General features: G+C 45.0%; 24 protein-coding genes and 3 pseudogenes. 1 reads left to right on the top strand and 26 read right to left on the bottom strand.

Translation table 11 applies throughout. The features are described from left to right. Nucleotides 1-40 precede the first annotated feature (40 nt). Nucleotides 41-1,487, bottom strand: a pseudogene (locus tag RE628_RS04885) ((Fe-S)-binding protein). Continuing rightward, nucleotides 1,484-2,898: pseudogene (locus tag RE628_RS04880) on the bottom strand (FAD-binding oxidoreductase). Before RE628_RS04880 ends, RE628_RS04885 begins: the two co-directional pseudogenes overlap by 4 nt. Before the next feature lie 288 nt (nucleotides 2,899-3,186). Between RE628_RS04880 and RE628_RS04875 the strand changes: the two are divergent. Continuing rightward, nucleotides 3,187-3,864: a FadR/GntR family transcriptional regulator gene (locus RE628_RS04875; protein WP_309157668.1), complete on the top strand. Its 678-nt coding sequence runs from the start codon at nucleotides 3,187-3,189 to the stop codon at nucleotides 3,862-3,864. An 11-nt stretch (nucleotides 3,865-3,875) separates the two neighbouring features. Here RE628_RS04875 and RE628_RS04870 read toward each other — a convergent pair whose 3' ends face one another. From RE628_RS04870 to RE628_RS04755, 24 genes and pseudogenes are all read right to left on the bottom strand, one after another. Further along, on the bottom strand, nucleotides 3,876-4,265 hold the full coding sequence (locus tag RE628_RS04870; protein ID WP_309157667.1) for a DUF3021 domain-containing protein: 390 nt from the start codon (nucleotides 4,263-4,265) through the stop codon (nucleotides 3,876-3,878). Between the two features lie 23 nt (nucleotides 4,266-4,288). Next, entirely contained in the window at nucleotides 4,289-4,807 is a 519-nt protein-coding gene (locus RE628_RS04865; protein ID WP_309157666.1) for a DUF6622 family protein, read from the bottom strand. 79 nt (nucleotides 4,808-4,886) lie between these two features. Beyond that, entirely contained in the window at nucleotides 4,887-5,354 is a 468-nt protein-coding gene (locus RE628_RS04860; RefSeq protein WP_309157665.1) for a LytTR family DNA-binding domain-containing protein, read from the bottom strand. Nucleotides 5,355-5,811: 457 nt separating this feature from the next. Then, nucleotides 5,812-6,749: pseudogene (locus RE628_RS04855) on the bottom strand (aminotransferase class V-fold PLP-dependent enzyme). Beyond that, entirely contained in the window at nucleotides 6,710-6,886 is a 177-nt protein-coding gene (locus RE628_RS04850) for a hypothetical protein (RefSeq protein ID WP_309157664.1), read from the bottom strand. Before RE628_RS04850 ends, RE628_RS04855 begins: the two are co-directional and overlap by 40 nt. Continuing rightward, complete coding sequence (locus tag RE628_RS04845; protein WP_309157663.1) at nucleotides 6,879-7,655, bottom strand: ABC transporter ATP-binding protein; 777 nt, start codon at nucleotides 7,653-7,655, stop codon at nucleotides 6,879-6,881. The genes RE628_RS04850 and RE628_RS04845 overlap by 8 nt, the downstream gene beginning before the upstream one ends. Next, on the bottom strand, nucleotides 7,655-8,407 hold the full coding sequence (locus RE628_RS04840) for an ABC transporter ATP-binding protein (protein WP_309157662.1): 753 nt from the start codon (nucleotides 8,405-8,407) through the stop codon (nucleotides 7,655-7,657). The genes RE628_RS04845 and RE628_RS04840 overlap by 1 nt, the downstream gene beginning before the upstream one ends. After that, the gene (locus RE628_RS04835; RefSeq protein ID WP_309157660.1) at nucleotides 8,407-9,033 is read right to left on the bottom strand and encodes an ABC transporter permease; all 627 of its coding nucleotides are present in this window, start codon (nucleotides 9,031-9,033) and stop codon (nucleotides 8,407-8,409) included. Before RE628_RS04835 ends, RE628_RS04840 begins: the two co-directional genes overlap by 1 nt. Then, nucleotides 9,018-9,239 (bottom strand): hypothetical protein, encoded by a 222-nt coding sequence (locus RE628_RS04830; RefSeq protein WP_309157659.1) that lies wholly within the window; start codon nucleotides 9,237-9,239, stop codon nucleotides 9,018-9,020. Before RE628_RS04830 ends, RE628_RS04835 begins: the two co-directional genes overlap by 16 nt. A gap of 29 nt (nucleotides 9,240-9,268) precedes the next feature. Beyond that, complete coding sequence (locus tag RE628_RS04825) at nucleotides 9,269-10,258, bottom strand: ABC transporter permease (RefSeq protein ID WP_309157658.1); 990 nt, start codon at nucleotides 10,256-10,258, stop codon at nucleotides 9,269-9,271. Next, nucleotides 10,255-11,646, bottom strand: a complete 1,392-nt coding sequence (locus RE628_RS04820; RefSeq protein ID WP_309157657.1) for an ABC transporter substrate-binding protein — start codon at nucleotides 11,644-11,646, stop codon at nucleotides 10,255-10,257. The genes RE628_RS04825 and RE628_RS04820 overlap by 4 nt, the downstream gene beginning before the upstream one ends. Before the next feature lie 11 nt (nucleotides 11,647-11,657). Continuing rightward, nucleotides 11,658-11,873: a hypothetical protein gene (locus RE628_RS04815; RefSeq protein ID WP_309157656.1), complete on the bottom strand. Its 216-nt coding sequence runs from the start codon at nucleotides 11,871-11,873 to the stop codon at nucleotides 11,658-11,660. Between the two features lie 611 nt (nucleotides 11,874-12,484). Next, a complete protein-coding gene (locus RE628_RS04810) occupies nucleotides 12,485-13,453 on the bottom strand; it encodes a carbohydrate-binding protein (protein WP_309157655.1) in 969 nt (322 codons plus the stop codon). Next, nucleotides 13,408-13,752 (bottom strand): hypothetical protein, encoded by a 345-nt coding sequence (locus RE628_RS04805; protein ID WP_309157654.1) that lies wholly within the window; start codon nucleotides 13,750-13,752, stop codon nucleotides 13,408-13,410. Before RE628_RS04805 ends, RE628_RS04810 begins: the two co-directional genes overlap by 46 nt. Nucleotides 13,753-13,759: 7 nt before the next feature. Continuing rightward, on the bottom strand, nucleotides 13,760-14,278 hold the full coding sequence (locus tag RE628_RS04800) for a hypothetical protein (RefSeq protein ID WP_309157653.1): 519 nt from the start codon (nucleotides 14,276-14,278) through the stop codon (nucleotides 13,760-13,762). Between the two features lie 140 nt (nucleotides 14,279-14,418). Next, nucleotides 14,419-14,868, bottom strand: a complete 450-nt coding sequence (locus tag RE628_RS04795) for a helix-turn-helix transcriptional regulator (RefSeq protein WP_309157652.1) — start codon at nucleotides 14,866-14,868, stop codon at nucleotides 14,419-14,421. Between the two features lie 15 nt (nucleotides 14,869-14,883). After that, the gene (locus RE628_RS04790; RefSeq protein WP_309157651.1) at nucleotides 14,884-15,999 is read right to left on the bottom strand and encodes a response regulator; all 1,116 of its coding nucleotides are present in this window, start codon (nucleotides 15,997-15,999) and stop codon (nucleotides 14,884-14,886) included. 16 nt (nucleotides 16,000-16,015) lie between these two features. After that, nucleotides 16,016-16,915 (bottom strand): sensor histidine kinase, encoded by a 900-nt coding sequence (locus RE628_RS04785; protein WP_309157650.1) that lies wholly within the window; start codon nucleotides 16,913-16,915, stop codon nucleotides 16,016-16,018. A gap of 77 nt (nucleotides 16,916-16,992) precedes the next feature. After that, nucleotides 16,993-17,820, bottom strand: coding sequence for a hypothetical protein (locus RE628_RS04780; protein ID WP_309157648.1), 828 nt, complete (start codon nucleotides 17,818-17,820; stop codon nucleotides 16,993-16,995). A gap of 189 nt (nucleotides 17,821-18,009) precedes the next feature. Beyond that, nucleotides 18,010-18,222 carry a hypothetical protein gene (locus tag RE628_RS04775; protein ID WP_309157647.1) on the bottom strand — a complete coding sequence of 71 codons (213 nt, stop codon included), beginning with the start codon at nucleotides 18,220-18,222 and terminating at the stop codon, nucleotides 18,010-18,012. Nucleotides 18,223-18,260: 38 nt separating this feature from the next. Then, nucleotides 18,261-19,481: an extracellular solute-binding protein gene (locus RE628_RS04770; RefSeq protein ID WP_309157646.1), complete on the bottom strand. Its 1,221-nt coding sequence runs from the start codon at nucleotides 19,479-19,481 to the stop codon at nucleotides 18,261-18,263. Then, nucleotides 19,481-19,639 carry a hypothetical protein gene (locus RE628_RS04765; protein ID WP_309157645.1) on the bottom strand — a complete coding sequence of 53 codons (159 nt, stop codon included), beginning with the start codon at nucleotides 19,637-19,639 and terminating at the stop codon, nucleotides 19,481-19,483. Before RE628_RS04765 ends, RE628_RS04770 begins: the two co-directional genes overlap by 1 nt. Before the next feature lie 59 nt (nucleotides 19,640-19,698). Then, on the bottom strand, nucleotides 19,699-20,313 hold the full coding sequence (locus RE628_RS04760) for a carbohydrate ABC transporter permease (protein ID WP_309157644.1): 615 nt from the start codon (nucleotides 20,311-20,313) through the stop codon (nucleotides 19,699-19,701). 8 nt (nucleotides 20,314-20,321) lie between these two features. Further along, nucleotides 20,322-20,579 carry an ABC transporter permease family protein gene (locus RE628_RS04755; RefSeq protein ID WP_309157643.1) on the bottom strand — a complete coding sequence of 86 codons (258 nt, stop codon included), beginning with the start codon at nucleotides 20,577-20,579 and terminating at the stop codon, nucleotides 20,322-20,324. Nucleotides 20,580-20,604: the final 25 nt, after the last annotated feature.

Raw genomic sequence — 20,604 nt, 5'->3', positions numbered from 1 at the left:
GGAGGTTCAGTCCCTATTTTTTAAGGTGGACTCAAGCGCTCTATTTCATTACTTTTTCAGCAAAATAATCGACAACATGCATCACCTTCAGACGGTCCTGTGCCTGCTCACGCTCGACGCCAATCTTCATCTGTAAGAGACAGCCGGGATTGCTCGTCAGAACGACTGATGCGCCGGTCTCATTCACTTTGTCCATTTTGCGATCAAGTATATCATTAGCCATCTTCGGCTGAACTAGATTATAAATGCCAGCTGAACCGCAGCAGCCCTCTGCTCCCTCAAGCTCAACGTAATTCAAATCGGGTAGGAGATGTAACAGTTGCCTTGGCCCTCGGCCGCCCTTCATTACATTGCGTAGGTGACAGGAATCTTGATAGGTCACCGTATCCTGAGGTATAGGCTCTGCGGATTCGCTGTATCCGTGTTCATGATCGGTAGTTATTAGCGATTTCCATCGTTCTGAACGAAGCAATAGCTCACTAATATCCTTGATCTTCTCCGAGAAACGTTCCGCTTGCTCTGACCACTCCGTATTATCCTTCAGTAGATGATCATATTCAATCAGCATGGCTCCACAGCCACCAGCATTGGATGCAATATAATCGACTTTGGCCTCAGCGAAAGCCTGGATATTCTTCTTCGCGAACTCTCGCGCTGTACTCAGGTCGCCGCTGTGGGAGAACAGCGCTCCGCAGCACCCCTGCGCTTCAGGAATAACGACATCATAGCCTGATTCTCTAAGCAGGTTCACCGTATTCACATTCGTCTCCGTGAAGAGCACATCCATAATGCAGCCACGAAACATACCTACTGTTCCAATCCGCTTTCCCTTTGCTGGCAGGAGGCTGGTATTCATCCGTCTTACTACACCTTGACTGTCAGCCTGCGGCAGGATGCGCTCCAATGTCTGCATATGAACTGGCAGAAATCGAAGCAGCCTCTTCTTCGCAGCATAGCGCTGCAATCCGGAGCGCTGATATTTCTCAAGTAGAACACTAAGCGACAGCATGCGGCTATGACTCTTAAAGGCTGGCTTCACCAGCTTATGCAGCCGCTTCATGTTGGGGGCCGATTTGACTCAGGCTTAGAACCGGATCGAGACGAAGCTTCGGACTGATCACTCTTCTTCCTAGCAGAGCGAAGCGGGCGTTCGAACAGTACCAACTTGGTCTGCTCCAGAAGCTGACCATACTTCACATCGGATGGACATACAGGTTCACATGCCCGACAGCCTAAGCATAGGTTGATCTGTTGGCGAAATGACTCATCCGGCTGCATTACACCGTCAGCTACTGCCTTCATGAGTGCAATTCTCCCCGGGGCGAAGCTGCCTCTATGCCAGTCTCTTGATATGTCGGACAAGAAGGCTGGCAGAAGCCGCAGCGCATACAGTTCATCAGCTCATTGTAGTCCAACTGCTTACTAAGCTCCTGCTGCAGCGTTAATAAGGATGGATCCCGCTCTACTTTAGGATTAGGACTACTCATTTCGAGATCACCAGCCTTTTGCGGGACGACTTGGCGAAGATCTTACCAGGATTCATAATACCGTTCGGGTCAAACACCTGCTTGATACCCTTCATCACATCAATACCCGCACTACCAACCTTCCATTCCAGATAAGGAGCCTTAACGGTTCCAACGCCATGTTCACCTGTGATCGTTCCGCCAAGTGATATTGCCTCATCAAAGATTTCTGCAAAAGCTTCCTCAACACGGTGAATCTCCTCTTCATTGCGGGCATCTGTTGTACATGTAGGATGCAAATTACCATCCCCCGCATGTCCGAAGGTGCATATATTAACGCGATATTTATCAGCAATCCGATTAATAGCCAGGATCATATCGGCGATGGCAGAACGCGGTACAGTCGCATCCTCCAAGATCGTCGTTGGTGAGATCCGAGCAAGCGTAGAAGAGCACTCCGGCGCGCCATCATCAGTTGCCCTGCTTCAAACTCATTCTGGGCAATCCGGATGTCTGTCGCTCCCTCCGTGGCACAAATATTTTTAATCGCGGCGATGTCCTTCCCAACACTCTCCATCTCTTGCCCGTCCTGCTCGATTAGCAATATGGCCTGCACATCCGTAGGAAGACCGATATGATTATAGTCCTCTACCACACGTATCGTAAGCTGATCCATAATTTCCAGAGTGGCAGGTATAATTCGCGCGCCAACAATGCGTGAGACAGAGCGAGCTGCGCCATAAATATCTGCAAAAGCAACCAGCATTGTCTGACGTACGACCGGAGCAGGCAAAAGCTTCAAGGTGGCCTCCGTAATAAGCGCCAGAGTTCCCTCGGAACCAACAAGCAGCTTCGTCAGATCATAACCGGCTACATCCTTGTACAGCTTGCCGCCTGTGCGGATGATCTCCCCTGAGGGAAGTACCGCTTCAAGACCGATCACATAATCCTTCGTCGTGCCGTACTTGAGTCCCCTCAAACCTCCTGCACCTTCCATAATGTTGCCGCCTAATGTCGAGATCACCATGCTGCTAGGATCTGGCGGATAGAACAATCCCCGCTTCTCCACTTCCAGATGGAACTTCTTCGTGTTCAAGCCAGGCTGCACGGTAGCCGTCAAGTTGTCGGTATCCAGTTCAAGTAGCCTATTCATCCGCGACATAGCTACCACGATGCCTCCTTGTACAGGAACAGTGCCGCCGCATAGATTACTTGCAGCACCTCGAGGTACGATCGGAATGCGATGCTCATTGGCAAGCTTCAGTATAGATTGCACCTCGGCAGTCGTCTCCGGGTAGACAACCGCTTCAGGCAGTGATTGTAGCATCGGGGTAGCATCATAAGAATGGGTGACCAAGGTCTCCTGATCATCCCGGAACCGCTCTGGACCAAGCAACTGAAGCAATGACTGTCTTACCTCAGAATCTAGCATCTCATTTGCACCTCTCCTCTTCCTGTCTTCATCGTGGATGAAGCCGAATCCATACAAATTAATAATTGCAATGAATTTGAGCCGGTAAGCAATACGCGATATATTCTGGACAAAAACAGCTTAGATTCAAATAACTGTTCAGGTCATCTGATGACTTTTGGGATATTATACCTTATAATGAAAGCGCATGTATAGTCTTAATTTAAAATTTGAAGGAATATAGACTTGGGGATTATACTGCCTCTCAAACATAAATAAGTAGGGGACTCTATGATGTACCATATACAAATGAAAAAAGGAGCGGAGCTGGTCGCAGAACATCTGCTCCAACAATTGAAGGACGGTAGCTATGCCGAAGGAGAGCGGCTTCCCTCTGTTGAAGCGCTAGCCAAGCAATATCAAGTAGGCCGATCAACGATTCGCGAAGCTCAAAGTGCCCTGAAAGCGATGGGTTGGCTGGATATCCGTCATGGCGGAGGTACCTTCGCACGTAGACCGGAGCACAATTCTGTCGAGCAATTGCTCAGTTCACTTGCAGATATGGATTCGCTACGCTCCTTGATCGAAGCCCGCAAGCTGGTCGAGATCGGCTCCGCCGCGCTCGCAGCACGAAGAAGAACGGAGCAGGATCTCGCTCGAATGTCTTCTTGTCTGAAGCGGATGGAACAACACTTGGAGGACGAGGAGAAAAGCCAGCAAGATGACCTGCAATTCCATGTCTATCTGGCCGAAGCCAGCCACAATCCGATCCTCGTCCCCATGCTCGCCATGTTCCACCAGGAATGCGCGAAGCATATGGGCAGTACACGGCGCATGTGGCTGTTTGGCGAGAGTGATTCAACTTTGCAGCTATTAAAGGAACATCAACTTATCTATGAAGCAATCTCCCTTCAAGATGAAGCCCTCGCCTCCCTGCGGATGGATGAACATCTCACGAAGGTAGAGATGATGTTGAACGCTAGGTGATAAAGAACATTTCAAACATTCTTTTTATTTTTTAGTAACATATTTAAATCTTTAGCATCTTTTTTTGCGTTTAAAAAGGATATTAGCCATGCAAGTGCATAAAACAAAACTACACTTTCGAAAAAATCAGCAGTTGGGAAGGTTTCTACCCAATGGTTACATATTGAAATAAGAAAAACAACTAGAATCATCATGAAGAAATGAATAACTAAAGCGAACAAATAGCTAATTCTTTCAATATCAAAAATGAATGTGAAGATACCTGCACAAGCAGAAATTAAAAGAACACTTATGATTTCAGCTTTTGTAATAGGTGCATTATTGTTTCTCGAAAGTAGAACTATCATATATATAAATGATCCAGTCCCTAAACCTGTAAATAATCGATTTTTTATTTTCAATTACGTCTTTCCTTTCGTATTATTTATGATCTTAAGAAAACATTATTCAATTTTGATTGTATATACAATGTATAGAGGATTCCTCCAAAAAATAAACCTACAGATAGTCCACATACGGCAGAATAAATTATATTAAATGAAATATCATCATAAAAAAATGGCGAAATTCCTAAAGCTACATTTAGGAGATATTTTACAAAGAAATTAATCAAAATAATGATTAATGGAAGATAACATTTCTTTCTGAAAATAACCGTCCCCTGTTTGAAGAAATTCTGATATTTTTTATACAACAAATAACCGATCAAAATACCTGGAAGAATGAAAATAACATAGCTTATCAAACAATATCCTAGGTGAGTAAATTCAGTGGTAATTTTATCAAGCCCCCATATCATAAAAATCACGGGAACAAGGAACATCTTAGACAAATTAACCGGTCTTTCTTGAGAAATAGCAATACCTCTTTTGATTAAAATGAATAATAATATCCATACCCAAAATGGAGTTCTTATAAATACTTCTTTAATCATTGTATACATTGTGATTCCTCCTTTGTTTTTATTAATATTTACATCAAAGGAGGCTTAAAGAAATACTTGCAAACATAAGTGGTAAAAATCAATACGTAAGTGGAGAATTGGAGTATTTTGTTAACCTATTTTTTAAAGAAGACACATATTTTCTTGACACAATCACCTTTTCTCCGTTTGATAGCAATGCTTCAAGATTTCCGTTTGGTTTAACAGAAAACTTATTTAAGAAATGAATATTGATAATTACCGTTTTTGAAATTCTAATAAAATGATCTGGAAGATCATATTCTAATTTGTATAAGGGGATTTTTGTTTCAAATATATTTTCTTTTGTATAAATAAATATTTTTCTTTCAAGATACTCCAGATAAAAAATAGTTGAACAAGAAATTTTTTCTTGTTCATTTTTGCGTATAGACTTTGCCATTAAATAGTTATCAGTACTATTCTCTAATGTGGATACCATGTCTTGGATAAAAGATGTTATTTTGTGAATGTAAAAAGTACAAGATTCTTCTTTAAGTTTTTCAATAATTTTAATGTTTACTTTCATTTACTACTTGTTTTCCTTTCTTAAATATAGATTCTATTGTTATTTGAAATAAAGTTAATTAAAGTCAATGCAGTATTTTATATGAATATGATTCAAAAGTCTATCGAGGATATTAGAGAACAGATTACTAGTCAACAAAAAAACACGGCTGATTGGTCAATCAGCCGCGCCTTCAATTTCTCTAACGAAACTACAGATCGTTATTTGAGCTAAAAATAGGATTTATGGCATTATTTTTGTTAAATAGCGATACTACGTTTCGTTAGAATTTGCAGATGCCATTTTTAGTGCGTATAGCGCGATACCATGTTTCGTTAGAATCACAGCAGATCCGCTTCCTCAGCTCCTGTAATGACGGATACAATGCTCTTCCGAAGCTGATCCGCATTAGCTGCCTAGTATGGATCGGTACCGAGAATAATGGCATCAGCTATATGAAGATTGCTGCCGAGGTTGCTTATCGAAGATCTCCTGCCTCCCAGACATGGCGGACGACCTGGACTGCGGCATCTTCGTCCCGCTCCAGTAACTTACCGATCACCTCAATTGCTTCCTCCACACTTTGCCGACAAGCATTAGCACCAAAATGGTTAATCCTCAGAAGCTGACCGAACAATTCACCATCTCCAGGAGCCACAATGCCAATAGGACGCTCGATAAGCAAACGCTGCTCATCAGCAATCCGCACCGTCGTTGTCAGCTTGGAATAATTTCTGCCGCCGTCCTTCTGCCAAGGTTCTAGCCCCAAAGCTTTAATACCAGCAACGGCGGAAGATGAGGCCAGCTCGTGGCGCCGAATAACTTGTGCCAAGCCCTCTTCCTCAACAAATGTTAAGGCCTCCATTAGGGCTCTGGCCTCCAGCGTTGGAATGTTAGCAGGAACACGTACCGGCGCTGCACCATCATTATCAATCGGCTTCAAATCGAGCAAGGATAAGATCGAATTGCGCGGAGCATTTGCATTGGACTCCATAAATTCCCAGCCCCGTGGTGAAACGGCCACCGCACTGACGCCGTTAGGTCCGGCCAGAGCCTTCTGCGCGCCTACTGCCACAAAGTCGACTCCCCAATCATCCACTCGTAATGCCTCTCCCCAACTGCCGAGACGGAATCCATTACCGTAATTAGATTGTTGTCGCGTGCAACCTTTAAGATTTCTTTGGCAGGATTCGCCCCGCCTGTAACCACTTCCGCCTGGACAAAAGAAAGCGCACAAGGCTTATACCGTTCAATCGCCGCAGCAATCTCCTCCACCGTAACCACTTGATCAAAAGGAACCTTTACCTCGGCAACGGTTGCACCGCCACGCTCTAGCCACCCTCCAAATAAACTTCCATAAGGGCAGGTCACTATATTTAAAATCGTTCTGCCAGGCGCAGCGATTCCCGCCGCCATCGCCTCAATTCCCAAGATCGCTTCCCCGGGATAATGACAGGCGGATGCTGCGTATACAACAGCTTGGAGAACAGCTCGGTAATTGTATTGAACTCGAGTGATGAAAGCGGCACATAGCTTTTAATTTTTCTAGTCATATGAACCTCCTGTTGTATTTGGTCCCGGTATTCGTGGCACTGCGGACAACAGCTCACGGCTGTAATCCGTCTCAGGCCGGGTAAAGAATTGATCCTTGGGATTGACCTCTACCAGTCTTCCCTGCCTCATAACTGCTACAGTATCGCTAATCGCATGAATAACCCCCAGATCATGGGAGATGAACAGCATGGTGAGATTGAGCTCCTCTTTGAGTGTATGAAACAGTTCAAGCACACTTAATTGAACAGACACATCCAGCGCACTTGTCGGTTCATCGGCAATCAGCAGGCTTGGCTCCACGCTTAATGCGCGCGCAATCGCAATCCGCTGCCGCTGGCCCCCGGAAAATTCATGAGGATATCTGTCCAAAGCTCCCTCTTCGATATGAACACGAGCCAGGAGTTCTTTACATCTCTGTTCGATCTGACGCCGCTCTACGATTCTATGAAATAACAGCGCTTCAGATAAAATCTGCCGGATCGAATGCTTCGGATTCAGCGATGCGTCCGGGTTCTGAAAGATCATCTGCACATTTTTGCGCTGCTCGCGACTTCTCTTCTTCTTCAATGGCTGCGATCCTAGCCAGATCTCCCCCTCATCGGGAGCGATCAAGCCGGCAATGACGCGGGCCAAGGTGGATTTCCCCGAGCCGGATTCTCCGACAAGGCCAAGGGTCGTATGCCGCTCTATATTCAGATCAACATGGTCCAGCGCGGTAAACCCGCCATATTGAACCGTTATATTTTTCACCTGTAAAGCTGGCTCCATCACTGTTCACTCCCTTCAAGCTCCGGTAAAGGAAGCACCGAATCAAGCAGCATCCGCGTGTAAGAATGGGTAGGATTTTGCAAAAGACTGAGCATATTGCCATGCTCAACAATCTGTCCCTCTTTCATCACACACAGCTCGGAGCATAGGGCCGCGGCAATCGCAAGATTATGGGTGACAAACACCATGGCAAACCCTAGTTCACGCTGCAGGCTTGTGATCGTCTCGATAATTTGCCGCTGTACAGTCACATCCAGCGCCGTTGTCGGCTCATCGCAGAGTAAAATGCCGGGCTTGCATGCCAAGGCCATAGCGATGACGATCCGTTGGCATTGACCGCCCGAGAGCTGGCTCGGATAACGGTCCGATCTTTTCAAAGAATCGGGGAGGCCCAGCATTTCGAGCAATTCAAGCGCTTGAATGCGGGAAGCCTTCCGGCTTACTTTCTGCCGATAATAAATGACCTCCGCCACCTGCGCCACAACCGGGCAGAGCGGGTCCAGAGCACCTCTCGGGTCTTGAAATACCATGGCGCTACTCACATCGCTCTTGATGACTCCTCCCGTCTGCTCAATACCGCGGGGAAGCAATCCGAGAATCGCACGCAGCGTAAGTGATTTGCCCGAGCCCGATTCGCCAACTAGGCCGAGACTCTCTCCTTTACCTAACGAGAAGCTGACATTATCGACTAGTTTCTTAGATTTAGAGGCCAATGATAAGGCCTCAACCTGTAACACCGTGTTAGCAGCCATTATTTTTTCCTCCATAAGTCTGCCAAGCCGTCACCCACCAGAGACAAAGCAATCCCTGTATATACCACGGCTAGACCCGGAACTGCCGAGAGCCACCAGGCTGTCGTAATGAAGGAACGCCCGTCTGCAATCATGGTCCCCCAATCCGGGGTTGGCGGTGTAATGCCGATACCCAGATAACCGAGCGTAACGATCGCCACAAGCAGGCCGATCATATCCGTCATGAGGACCACAATCGCTTGCGGCAGCACATTGGGGAGCAGATGGCGCAGGATGATTCTTACTCCAGGCAGCCCTAAAGTCTGTGCGGATGCGACCCATTCCTGTTCGCGGAACGAAGCACTGAGACCTTTTACCACACGGGCAAATACGATCCAGCCTACCAGCATAAAGGTGATATAAATGCCTCGTTCTCCCGCTCCGCTGGCAAAGGCTACGATAATAACGATTAAATAAAAAGGAAACGCGATCAGCGTATCCGTCAGCAGCGAAATCATGGTATTAAGCCATTTCCCGTAATAACCTGCCAGCATACCTAGAAATACTCCCGTACAGAACGGGATGATCTCCGCCAGAACCATGATTTTCAGGTCATTTCGCGCAGCATAGATCAATCTTGTAAACAAGTCGCGCCCAAGTTGATCCGTCCCAGCCAATGCTCGGCTGACGGAGGCTGCAAAAAGGCGCTTAAATTTTGCTCCGAAGGCTGATAAGGACTAATGAAAGGAATGAACACCGCCAGCCCGATAAGTACGGCAAACATGAGGCCTCCGACCAGAAGAGAGGGAGTGTTCCATACCCGGCTGGCTAGGCTTATTTTCCTTCCGCCCATAGGCCTTGGAGAGTCTATTTGGATAGGATTCATTGTTTTCCCCTCGTTCTGGGATCAAGCCACCAGGATATAATTTCAATCAGCAGACTGATGATCACGACAGATATCGCGCAATATAGCGCTATTCCTTGAATAACCGGGAAATCCCGTTTCGCGATGGAGCTGAACAGCAAGCTGCCAATCCCCTTAATGCCAAATACCTGTTCAACGACCAGCGTGCCGCCGATCAAATAAGAGATATTCACGCCCAACAGCATCAACGTCGGAAGAGCCGAGTTGCGCAACACATGCTTAAACAGAACTACCCGGCTCGGTATTCCCGCAGCTTTTAAGGTAACTACAAAATCGGACTCCAGCACCTCAAGCATCTGCGCTCTTAATGAACGAACCAGTGTAGGGATCTGAGAAAAAGCGACGGTAATTGCCGGTAGCGTAAGACTGTATAAAGTTCCGGTCCAGCCTTCCCCGATCCCGCCAACGGGAAACCAGTGAAGACGGACGCTAAAGAGCAGGATCAATAGCAAGCCAACCCAGAAAACGGGCATGCCCAACGTTATTGTAGGGATAACACGTATTAGATGATCCGCAAGCCGATCCTTGTGTGTAGCAGCAAACACAGCTAATAGAAGCGCAACCACCACTGCCAGAACACAAGCCATTCCAATCAGAAGCAGGGTAACGGGAGCCCGTTCGGCGATTAACGCTCTGGTTGAGGTCCCGGAAATAATTGAATTCCCCGTATCTCCTTGGGTGAACAGCGTCTTTACGAATCGGAAGAATTGCTCCCATAGAGGAAGATCCAGCCCGAGCGTATGACGCATATTCTGAATAGCCTCAGGCGTGCTGTATTCTCCCAGAATCATCTTAGCAGGGTCCCCCGGAACAATACGGATGATGAAAAATACGGCTGTCATCACACATAGGATCACGACCAACGCCCTGACAACAGCCAATATGAGCCAACTGCCGGATACATTGCCTCCCGGCGATTTATTTAATGTCTTGCTTACTTTCATCATTGTTTAATATGAACTTCTTCAAAACGAACACTACCGTTAGGCAGAACAACAAAGCTATCGACAGAAGAACGAACACCTTTCAGGATCTCAGGATAATAAAGCGGGATATACGGCACTTCATCCGCAACAATTTGCAGCAGATCTGAATAGACCTTCGCACGGCCATCCCCATCCGGTGTCTTCTGCCCCTCATGCAGAAGCCTGGTTACTTCATCATTCGTATAATGCGTCCAGTACGATTTGCTGAATCCTTCCGGATCGGTCTGGAAGGCAATAATCGAGTTCGCATCAGGAGAATCCGCTTGCCCACTGTTAAGCATAGCCGAGAAATCGTAAGCGAAGAAACGTTCCCGGAAAGTGGCTAATTCGATCGATTCAATCTCAATATTAATCCCAATCTCCTTGCCCGCTGCCTGGATAATTTGCGCTTCTTGGGCCCTTGTACTGTTGCCAGAGGCCACAAGCAACTTGGTGGTGAATCCATCAGGGAAGGCTGACTTGGCCAGTTCCTCCTTGGCAGCATTCAAATCAAAGTTCAACGCTTTGATCGTATCATTTGAATGATATGGAATTGCCGTTGGTAGCAATGAATTTGCCGTTTGTGCATAACCGAAGGTTAGCGCCTTGGTCAAGCCCTCGCGATCGATGGCCAAGGCTAAAGCCCGGCGAACATGAACATCGGAGAAATGTTGATCTAACGTATTAAAGAACAACTGTTCAGTCACCCAGCTGCCATTTGTTACTACGGTAGTGTCAGCGCCATTCTTGATCTCTTCGGCATTTTGCAGAGCAAGCGATTCGATGCCGTCGATCTCCCCAGCCTTCAATTGGTTGATCGCCTGACTGTCGTCTTCAATCAGCTTGTAGACCAGTTTATCAATATACGGCTTCCCTTCCTGCCAATAGTATGGGTTTTTGGCAAAGGTCAGATCGCCAGCCGGGTCCCATTGCTCTACAACAAATGGTCCTGTGCCCACAGGCTTCTTGAAGAACTCCTCCTCAGAAACCCCACCGAAATTATTCGGAAGGATACCGTTGGAGAAGTTGGACAGCTCGGAGATGAACGGTGTATACGACTCCTTCAGCGTAATGACCAGCGTGTGGCTATCCTCCGCTTTGATGGTGTCAACCTTAGCCGCTATAGCAAGTGGACCGCCAACAGTCAAATGCCGCTGCAGCGAGAATACGGCGTCCTCCGCAGTAACATCCGTCCCGTTGGAGAACTTCAAGCCATCGCGTAGCACGAAGGTATAGGTCAGTCCATCGTCACTAATGCTATGCGACTTGGCAAGCCAATCTACAATCTCGCCTTTGCTATCAAAGGCAACGAGAGGTTCAAATACTTTATCAATGGCAAAAGCATTGTTTGCTGTAATCTGATTATGCAAATCAAGCGAATTTACGAAGCCGGCTGCCCGTAGACGAAGGTTCCTCCCACCGCGGGCTCGCCTGTATTAGCACTTTGGTTCTTTTCTTGATTCGTATTTTGCTGAGCATCTTTATTCGCAGCAGGAGCATTCTTGCTTCCGGAGCATCCCGCAATTAATACCAACAATAGAACTGCCAATGTACCTACCCAAATTGATTTTCTTACAGATGTTTGGAACCTTTTCATGCCCCTTCCCCCTTCTCATATAAAACAGATAAGATTACTATGAATAATATTATGGATGAAACCCTTATTTCTGTCAAACAAAAATCTCCTCTATTCCCATACCTTAAAAAGTCAAAAAAAGACCCGTTAAAGTCTAGCGGGCCCTAGATTTCTATGTAACAAATCTTATTTCCGCGGCTCTTAATGACTGTCTCCAACTCAATTCCCACACTGTCCAAAATATCAAATACCTGTTGGTGTATAATGTTCATTCTATCTCTCCCCCTTTGACTATGTTAGCAAAGAAACATTTATGATTATCTCACAATCCTGCTACTCCGTATGTTAAGAAGGACTCAATCAACAGGGTTTTTAATTGTTAATTTATTACAATATGTACCCGAATGATCTACCTCTCTTACCACACAAAAAAAACCGCCATAAAACCTGCTTATCGCAGAGTTACATGGCGGCGGCTGCCCAAGAGCTCTATTAAGGATTTTTCCTTTCTAATTCTTGATCGAGCATAAACTGCCCTTCTGATTCAAATTGCAGGGTTCTTCCCTATATTTGTCTGATGTCGAAACTGTTGAATTGAGGTGTTCCCACTCTCAATCTCTCCTTGAATAGGTTCAAGGATTCACTTCAAGATAGTCGAGGTCGGCTGGATAGATATCAATAGAATCCCTTTGGAGCTTGATTTTATTGGTTCCCGCTTTCAGGTTTACCGTTCCAACATTAACTTTCTTCCATGATGCGGCGGACTGGTCCCATCCCGCGTTCGTCTTAGGGAATAGAGCTTGAAATTGATAGATACCATTCACGTAAACACTCTGCCCGCCATCTGTTCCCGATCCATTCGCATAGGCAATATCCAATGTGTAATTTCCTGCTACAGGAACATCTACGGTCACTTCAATGAAGCTTCCTGCACTGCTCATCACAGCCACAGCTTTTCCGAAAGATGCGTAATTTTTATCTGCAGCGACTGCCCCATTCAGTTGCCCATTTTCAAATTCATAATGTTTAGCGGATTTCCCGTTCAACACCTGAACTTTACCAGCCCCCATCACATTTGCAGCAGCAGCATCCGAGACAAGATTGCCATTATAGTTTACGTTGTCGAATCTCACATAATATTTATCACTTAAGTAGCCTCCAGCCGTCTTATCAAAGTATATATTCTTCAGATTAAAATTTTTATTAGAAGATACATTCAAGTCAAAATACAGCAAATTGTCCCTTGTTGAACCCGGCTCTGTATAGAGATTTTCGATCGTAAAATTATCGATATTGTCCAGGATCTTACCCCATATGCTTCCTAGTACATTGGTTTGCTTGATGGCGTAGAAGTTCTTGATACGAACAGTCCCCATTGAGCTGGTATCTTCGCCTGGCTGAGTTCCTTCAATGCCCTGCGCGAAAATGGCAGAGGTTTGAGCAATGCCTGCATGTTCTGGGAAATAGGCAATATAATTATCGATGTTCACATGATCCGTTTTGCCCCACCAGCCAATAACCAGATTATTGTCACCAGATACACTGAAGAAATTCTTCACATCGACACCGTCATTTCCCCAAGCGATAAGCCGTCGGAGCATCTGGCATCACTGATCACTTTCACGTTATCTATAATGACATTATCCGTATTGCGCACGACCAGTTGATGGATGAGATTATCGTTGAAATTGCGCACAAGGATGAAATCACGCAGTTCGACATTGTTGGATTTATAGAATACCATGTTGTTCTCAAAAGGGGACTCACTGGGATTCACCCCTGTATCATAGGCTACCACAATGCCAGGGCCAAGAATTTTCAAGTTGGAATTGTCAGAGGTATCTATTCTGGCATGCAGAACAGCTCCCGGCATAAGGAAGATCGTCTGGTTGTCCTGCATCGTCAGCTCATGATTGACAGGATAATGTGCCCCTGCTTGATAGACGGTCGCACCAGGCAGGAGGCGTCGCCACAGGCGGGTCACCGAATAAGAATAACTCCTTATTCGGATCATCGTCGATTCGGATAATCACTTTGCTCTTTGTATGATCACTCAGCGTGAATTGAAGCTGATTGGCCGCTGGCTTCGTATAAGTTATTCCGTATGGGGAAGGCAATATATTCGCTGATGTAAAATCTGACTTATACTGCACTTTGACGGTCACTATACCCGTAAATGCGAAGCTAGTCACTGCCTTTGGAACAGCAGCCATGCCGGGTGCCGTCCATACAGGTGATGCAGTGCCTTCCACCCATACTTGAAAATCACTGTTAGTAGCAAGACTTTCCGGAAAAGGATAGACTGACGCTGCTCCTGACGCTTCTGCCGCTTCAGCAGGCCTGACATAGCCTGTTGTGAACCCGACTGAAAACAGCAACATTGCAACAATGATAATACCGCTCCAACTTTTCTTAGACCGAATCATATTTACTCCTCCTCTAGATTTGGATTGTAGCAGACTACAACTGAATCGTAACAATCCGGTCCATCATAAATGAATGGAAAATTTCTAGAAAGCGTGCCAAATTTATTGAAAATACGATCTATCTCGGCCGCAAAGGCAGATTACATATTGAATATGCTTTTCTCTTTATATTCCGTCGGTGTTACCCCCACTTTTTTCTTAAATACCTTACTAAAATACTTCTCGTCATTAAATCCAGTTTTGGTTGCGACTTCGTATACTTTGAACTGGGGATCTCTTAAATACTCCATTGCTTTGTTGATTCTAACATTCACGATATAATCGGTTAAGGATATGCCCTCCTCTTTCTTGAACAATACGCTGAAGTAGGAAGGATTCATGGAGACCTGATTGGCCAGCATATCCAGATTGATGACCTTATGGAAGTTGTTCTTAATGAACTGTTTGACAAACACGATGGATTTATGGTCCCCTATTTGGATCCCTTCTGGATGATGATCGTTACTGATCGATACGAGTGCATCAACAAAGTGTTTGTTGGCTTCTAATAAGGAGGCGCATTGCTCCAATTCCTCCACGAATTGAACCATGTGATTCACCAATAATCAGCCGGCTTTATCGGATGTGTTCTGAGCAGACCCCACCTGTATAAGCAAACCGATCAGCTTATCTTGGTATTCCTTCACCGACATGATTCCTTTTACGCTATTTTCGTTGAATCTCTGATTCATGAAGGCTTCCAATTTCCTGATCTCCATCATTCTCAGCATGGATATTATTTGAGTTAGGTCCGATTCGCTAAAGTTCAGCGCGTGAGTATTTATCGGTAAATCATCTGCAAAATAAATATCCTCTTCTCCGTAAAGTAATCTTTCCATGAACGCGGCTTTGGCCTGCCGATATAACGTGTACAGATGCACTCTATTTTCGCCTATACTACTGACCCCCAAATTGAAACGGAAGCCTTGTTCCCTGAGACTTTCCATGATTCCGGTTAGGGAGGTGCGAATTCCCCTCAATTTGTCTCCTTTTTCTATATTAATCACGTAGATCACACTATTTTTCACATGGGGAACAGACAGCATCTGCGGGAATTCAGACGCTAGCCTGTTGCCAAGTATCGTTGCAGAGGGGATCACTGTTTGTCTCGTATCTGGAGAAGGTAGGAGGCTGGTTAACTGTGTATATACTAAGATAAAATGAGAGCCAGGCATCTCGATTCTTCGTTCGGATAAGAATCTCTGAAAGGCCTCATCATTCGTCCCCGGATTCAACATCATGTCTTTGAGCTCGTCCCCATCTGTCTTAGAGAGCTCCCCAGGAAGAAGCTCTTCCGTTCCCTTCTCCTGATCCAGATCATCTATAGCTCTATTCATGGCAGCCTCTAGTTCTTGTCTCTTAATCGGCTTGAGCAAATATTCGGTAACCTTGAATCGGATGGCTTCTCTCGCATATTCAAATTCACTGTAGCCGCTAAAAATAATAACCCGACTATTGGCATCAACTTCTCTGATCCTTTTAAGAAACTCGATACCATCCATATGCGGCATTTGAATATCGACGATCAGGATATCCGGCTTGTGTTGATCATATTTCTTCATCGCTTGGACTCCGTTTTCGGCCTCCACCACTTCACTAAACGAGAACCCGAGATCATTGATCATTACTCTCAAACCTCTTCGGATGATATCTTCATCATCTACGATCAATAATGAGTACACGCTCACCCCTCCTTGTTTAATCGATCAACGGCAACCATATATCAACTCGCGTTCCAGCACCTGCCACACTGTCAACCTCAATTCCATAACCACTACCATATTCCAGCTTAAGGCGGTCATTAACATTGGACAAACCGATTCCATTCTCACTCTGGTGCATTGGGTCTTCGGTGTTGCTCGTAAGTCGTTCTTTCAGGGCTGCCAGCTTCCCTCGCTCCATGCCGTTTCCATTATCGCAAATAGTAAAACGAATATGATCTTGATCTGCCTCAGCCGAAATCCTAATGATACATTGGCCATCAAAGTTGCGAAAACCGTGCAAAATTGCATTTTCTACGATCGGTTGCAAAATCAGCTTCAGCATCCTTAAGGAATAAATCCACTCTTCTATCGTACATATCAGCTCTAGGCGACCATTCATCATCAAATTCTGCAAATTGCAATAGCTCCTAATTTGTTCAACTTCTTCAGTGATAAGAACCAGCCTTTTGTCTTTGGTCAAATTATAACGAACCATCGCGCCCAGTGAGGTTAGCGCATCGGAAATCTCCCTTTCCCTATTAATTTCCGCCATCATCTTGATGGTCTCCAGCGTATTATATAGAAAATGGGGATTCACTTGGTTCTCAAGCGCTTTCAATAATGCATCCTTCTGCAGGATCTCTGTCTTGTATACCGTTGCGATCAGTTCATTGATTCGCGTAAGCATAATATTAAAATCCTTGCCCAGCTCGGCGATTTCATCGTTGCCTTCAATGACCACTTGGGTGTCCAGATTCCCCTCTTGAACGGTCTTCATCACCTTTACTAGCTTCTTAATTTTCTTCATCAGTTTTCTGGAAATAACATAAGAGATGAGTATCATCAAGACAAGTGCTGCTGCGATACAGGCAATGAAAGTATTCCTTGCTTTCATAGTTTCTTGGATCACTAGATTCTGCGGTAATATTCCAACAATACGATAACTCGGGTTATCTAGTATCTGAACTTCCGTTAGAAATGACCGGCCTCCGCCTTCATCACTTGCTGAGAAGAATGAGATTCTGCTTGATTCAGACGGATGGTTAACTGTGAGAGATCAACTTCCGGGAGCTTATTGTACTCATAGACGAGTTGACCTGCGCTGTCATATACAAATACGGCCCCTTGTTTGAACGCTTCAATCTTGGCAAGCCCACCGAAAATAGTATCCGGCGTAATATAAATTTCCAGCAGCGTGTTATTCCCGTCGGTTGTATTGGACAGCATAGGTAAGAACAAGGAGATTTCCTGACCGCGAATCGCTGGATTTTGAATTTTATCGTATTCCAAAATACGAGCTTTATGAGCATTCTCCCAATAGGGATTGCTATAAGTCGCCTCGCTCGCTCGTTTGAACCATCCCTCATCTCGGACAGATCTCGCATAGTAAATCCATTCATTCTGAAACGTGTTGTCATTGGCCGTAAAGAATCGAAAATGGTATTCCGTCGTCTCCAGGCTATGGACCCAATCCATAATAGAATTCAGATAGTGATAGGTAAAGTCAATCTTACTAGCATCCGACATATATAAATCATCAAAATAGGAAATCAGGACAGGATATTGCGCGATTTGGTTTCCAAGCTTGCGATAGTCGCTAAAAATTTGCTCCACATTCTCTCCCTCTTTAGCCAGAGCATCACTAAGCGCAGACATCGACCGCTCCTCTACATATTGGACAGACCGGATATAGATATACACCGCCGACAAAGTTACAGGTATAAGAAGAACTAGCATAAATGAAATCATAATCTTCCACGTATAGCTCGTTCTTCCGATACCGCGAAGTATTCTTAACATCCTTAGCCCTCTTTCTTTCACCTATTTCATCCTTACGACCTTATTGCCGGAACTGTTTTCATTATATCAATACAATATTCGACAAAAAACAATGGTTTTCTACTTTTATTTAAACCGCTGACCAAAGATGGATGAGCCCTCATCGACTCATCCATTTCTCTGATTCATTTTAATTTTCGGAATGCTGCCTTATTTGAAGTCCGCATATTTCGTCGTCCAGGCGGCCTCCAGTTGGGCCAAACCGATCTCTTCTGCTTTCTTCAAAAACTCATGATAGGTAGCTACAGCGGCTGCCTCATTGTTAGCCATAACCATCTTAGGATAATAAGTCTTGGAAAGCTCACTCAGTTTAAGCTGAATAATCCCTTCAGCGGATGTCGATAGCGGGTGAATAAGACCCAAAGCAATGTCTGCTTCTTTATGCGGCTTGACAATTCCCTCTAAATTTTTTCGGTAATCTGACTTTTCGGAATCGGTAAGCGCAGCCATTCTGCCATGGATATAGTCATCGGAGAAAGCAAAATAAGTGGATACCCCGGTCTCCTTCTGATACTTGCCCCATCCGTTTCGTACAAGGTCTGGAACTCGGATGTCCGTCTTGGCACCTGCTCCCCATCGATCTCCTTCATCTCCCAATGCACACCCTTTACCCCGTAAGCATCCAGTTCTCTGCCTGTTTGAGACGTCATGAATGAGATAAATTTAGCCAGCCTTGCAGGGTCTGCTGTTTTTTTAGAGACTAGCGTAGCCGTCCAACCGGAACCGTCCTTGAAATATTTGCCGTCTGCAAAATATGGCAAGGGTACCCAGCCAGCCTCGGCATTATCTTGGGTTTTAACCGTTTCATTGAAATCATTCACGATCCCGGATAATACAATGATATCCCCCTTTTGCTTCTTGGCTTCTTTAATATCCTGTGCATCCACAAAGGACTCAGCGGACAACAATCCATTTGTATACATCTTGTTCATAAACTTGATGAAGTCAACGAATTTGGGGTTACGTACACCTGACTGCAGCTGCCCATCTGCATCTACATCATAGACGTGGATACCGAATTGAGTTGCAGGAAACATATAACCTTGAAACTCACCCGCTTTAAAGAAGGTCAGATCCTTGTTGAAAGGTCCGAAATACCAACCCGTGAGCTTAGGAAACTTTTCTTTTGCTGCTTTCATTGCATTAAAGAACCCATCTGGCGTTGACATATCCGGTCTTCCTATTGCTTCGTATACATCGCTTCTGATCGCACTTACGCCGTCGCCGCCACTAACCGCATTATAATCGGCTTGCTGCAGATCATAGGGGGTAACGAGAAACGATGGGAAGAAGTATTGTTTTCCATCGATATAATTGTAATATTTAAAGACCTCGGGTTCACTTTGCTCCCTAATCTCAGGCGCATATTGATCAATAAACTCAGAAATCGGCAAGACCATCCCATTCTTAATCAGCAAATCAATGTTGGGATCATCCTTATTTGTTGTAATCAAATCGGGGATGTTTCCGGAAGCAACCATCAGATTAAGCTTCGTATTGTCACCTGAGGTTGCTTTACTTAATTCAATTTTGACATTGGCCTGCTTTTGAATTTCCTGGCCGGAGGGCGTGCTTGTCCAATCGACATTAAACCAATCATAATTATAAAAGTGCTTGATCACTAGAGGTTCCTGAGACGAATTAGACGAATTTGCAGTCGATTCTGTCTCCCTTGTAGGCTCGCTTGAACGCTCTGTAGCATCTTTCCCTGGCATCCGCTAAATACGGCAGCCATCGTGACGGCCATGATAATGGACAACATCTTTTTTCCTATACTCATCTTCTTTCCCCCTATTTTCTTAATGTTATATCAAGGCGAGCGCCTTAGATATTAAGTTATTATCCTTTCACTGAGCCTACCAGCATGCCTTGAACAAAAAACTTTTGCAGGAATGGATACGCGACCGCCACCGGGATAATGGATATGACCATCGTTGCATATTTCATGGAATCAATGATATTTATATTTTGCTTCCCGGCTCCGAGATAATTAGCTGCAATCGCAGCACCGTTGGCCTGGCTGATGATTTGATAGAGAACCAGTTGGAGCGTGGCCAGTTCTTCCGAGTTAGTATAGTAGGCAGCGTCGAACCATGAATTCCATTGCTGCACGCCATAGAATAGCGATACTGTCGCCAGAATAGGCGCAGACAGTGGAAGGAAAATGACCCGGAATATACGCCAATCATTCGCACCATCGATCTTCGCTGATTCCTCTAACGCATCGGGAATAGAGCCAAAAAAGTTGATGAACAAAATAGCATTAAAGAAGGAATACAGCGAAGGAATGATATACACCATAAACGTATCAATTAATCCAAGTGCATTTAGCAGCAGATACGTAGGAATGATACCGCCGAAAAAATACATGGTGACGACGCCTATTCGGACATAGAAACCTCTAAAGGTCAAATATTTCTTAGATAAGGGATAAGATACTAATGCGGTAAACAATACACTGGCTATAGTCCCAGAATCGTCCTTGCTCCCGTAATAAGGAAGGAATGGGCCAACTGTTTCTCCGTAAAAACAATTTTAAAATTTTCTAATGTAAACTCTCGCGGCAATAGATAGATAAAGCCATTTTCAGCGATATCGTTGGCATCATTTAATGACACGATGAATGAATAAAATAGGGGGTACAGTGTAACCAAAGTGATAATCCCCATAAGAACAAACAAAACGATGCTGATGACCCGATCCTCTGTAGTTCTCTTCATTTCTTACACTCACTCCTAACATTTC

Origin of the sequence: Paenibacillus sp. D2_2, assembly GCF_031199965.1 — a bacterium.
GTDB lineage: Bacteria > Bacillota > Bacilli > Paenibacillales > Paenibacillaceae > Fontibacillus.
This window is presented reverse-complemented; position numbering and strand designations above follow the sequence as displayed.

Excerpts from the sequence above, each read along its gene's own strand:
- RE628_RS04780 (WP_309157648.1), bottom strand. The coding sequence starts at position 17,820 with ATGTTAAGAATACTTCGCGGTATCGGAAGAACGAGCTATACGTGGAAG.
- RE628_RS04765 (WP_309157645.1), bottom strand. The coding sequence starts at position 19,639 with ATGAGTATAGGAAAAAAGATGTTGTCCATTATCATGGCCGTCACGATG.
- RE628_RS04810 (WP_309157655.1), bottom strand. The coding sequence starts at position 13,453 with ATGCTCCGACGGCTTATCGCTTGGGGAAATGACGGTGTCGATGTGAAG.
- RE628_RS04795 (WP_309157652.1), bottom strand. The coding sequence starts at position 14,868 with ATGGTTCAATTCGTGGAGGAATTGGAGCAATGCGCCTCCTTATTAGAA.
- RE628_RS04805 (WP_309157654.1), bottom strand. The coding sequence starts at position 13,752 with ATGCAGGACAACCAGACGATCTTCCTTATGCCGGGAGCTGTTCTGCAT.
- RE628_RS04840 (WP_309157662.1), bottom strand. The coding sequence starts at position 8,407 with ATGGCTGCTAACACGGTGTTACAGGTTGAGGCCTTATCATTGGCCTCT.
- RE628_RS04830 (WP_309157659.1), bottom strand. The coding sequence starts at position 9,239 with ATGGGCGGAAGGAAAATAAGCCTAGCCAGCCGGGTATGGAACACTCCC.
- RE628_RS04785 (WP_309157650.1), bottom strand. The coding sequence starts at position 16,915 with ATGAAAGCAAGGAATACTTTCATTGCCTGTATCGCAGCAGCACTTGTC.
- RE628_RS04825 (WP_309157658.1), bottom strand. The coding sequence starts at position 10,258 with ATGATGAAAGTAAGCAAGACATTAAATAAATCGCCGGGAGGCAATGTA.
- RE628_RS04755 (WP_309157643.1), bottom strand. The coding sequence starts at position 20,579 with ATGAAGAGAACTACAGAGGATCGGGTCATCAGCATCGTTTTGTTTGTT.
- RE628_RS04845 (WP_309157663.1), bottom strand. The coding sequence starts at position 7,655 with ATGGAGCCAGCTTTACAGGTGAAAAATATAACGGTTCAATATGGCGGG.
- RE628_RS04815 (WP_309157656.1), bottom strand. The coding sequence starts at position 11,873 with ATGAAAAGGTTCCAAACATCTGTAAGAAAATCAATTTGGGTAGGTACA.
- RE628_RS04875 (WP_309157668.1), top strand. The coding sequence starts at position 3,187 with ATGAAAAAAGGAGCGGAGCTGGTCGCAGAACATCTGCTCCAACAATTG.
- RE628_RS04850 (WP_309157664.1), bottom strand. The coding sequence starts at position 6,886 with ATGACTAGAAAAATTAAAAGCTATGTGCCGCTTTCATCACTCGAGTTC.
- RE628_RS04865 (WP_309157666.1), bottom strand. The coding sequence starts at position 4,807 with ATGTATACAATGATTAAAGAAGTATTTATAAGAACTCCATTTTGGGTA.
- RE628_RS04800 (WP_309157653.1), bottom strand. The coding sequence starts at position 14,278 with ATGATTCGGTCTAAGAAAAGTTGGAGCGGTATTATCATTGTTGCAATG.
- RE628_RS04860 (WP_309157665.1), bottom strand. The coding sequence starts at position 5,354 with ATGAAAGTAAACATTAAAATTATTGAAAAACTTAAAGAAGAATCTTGT.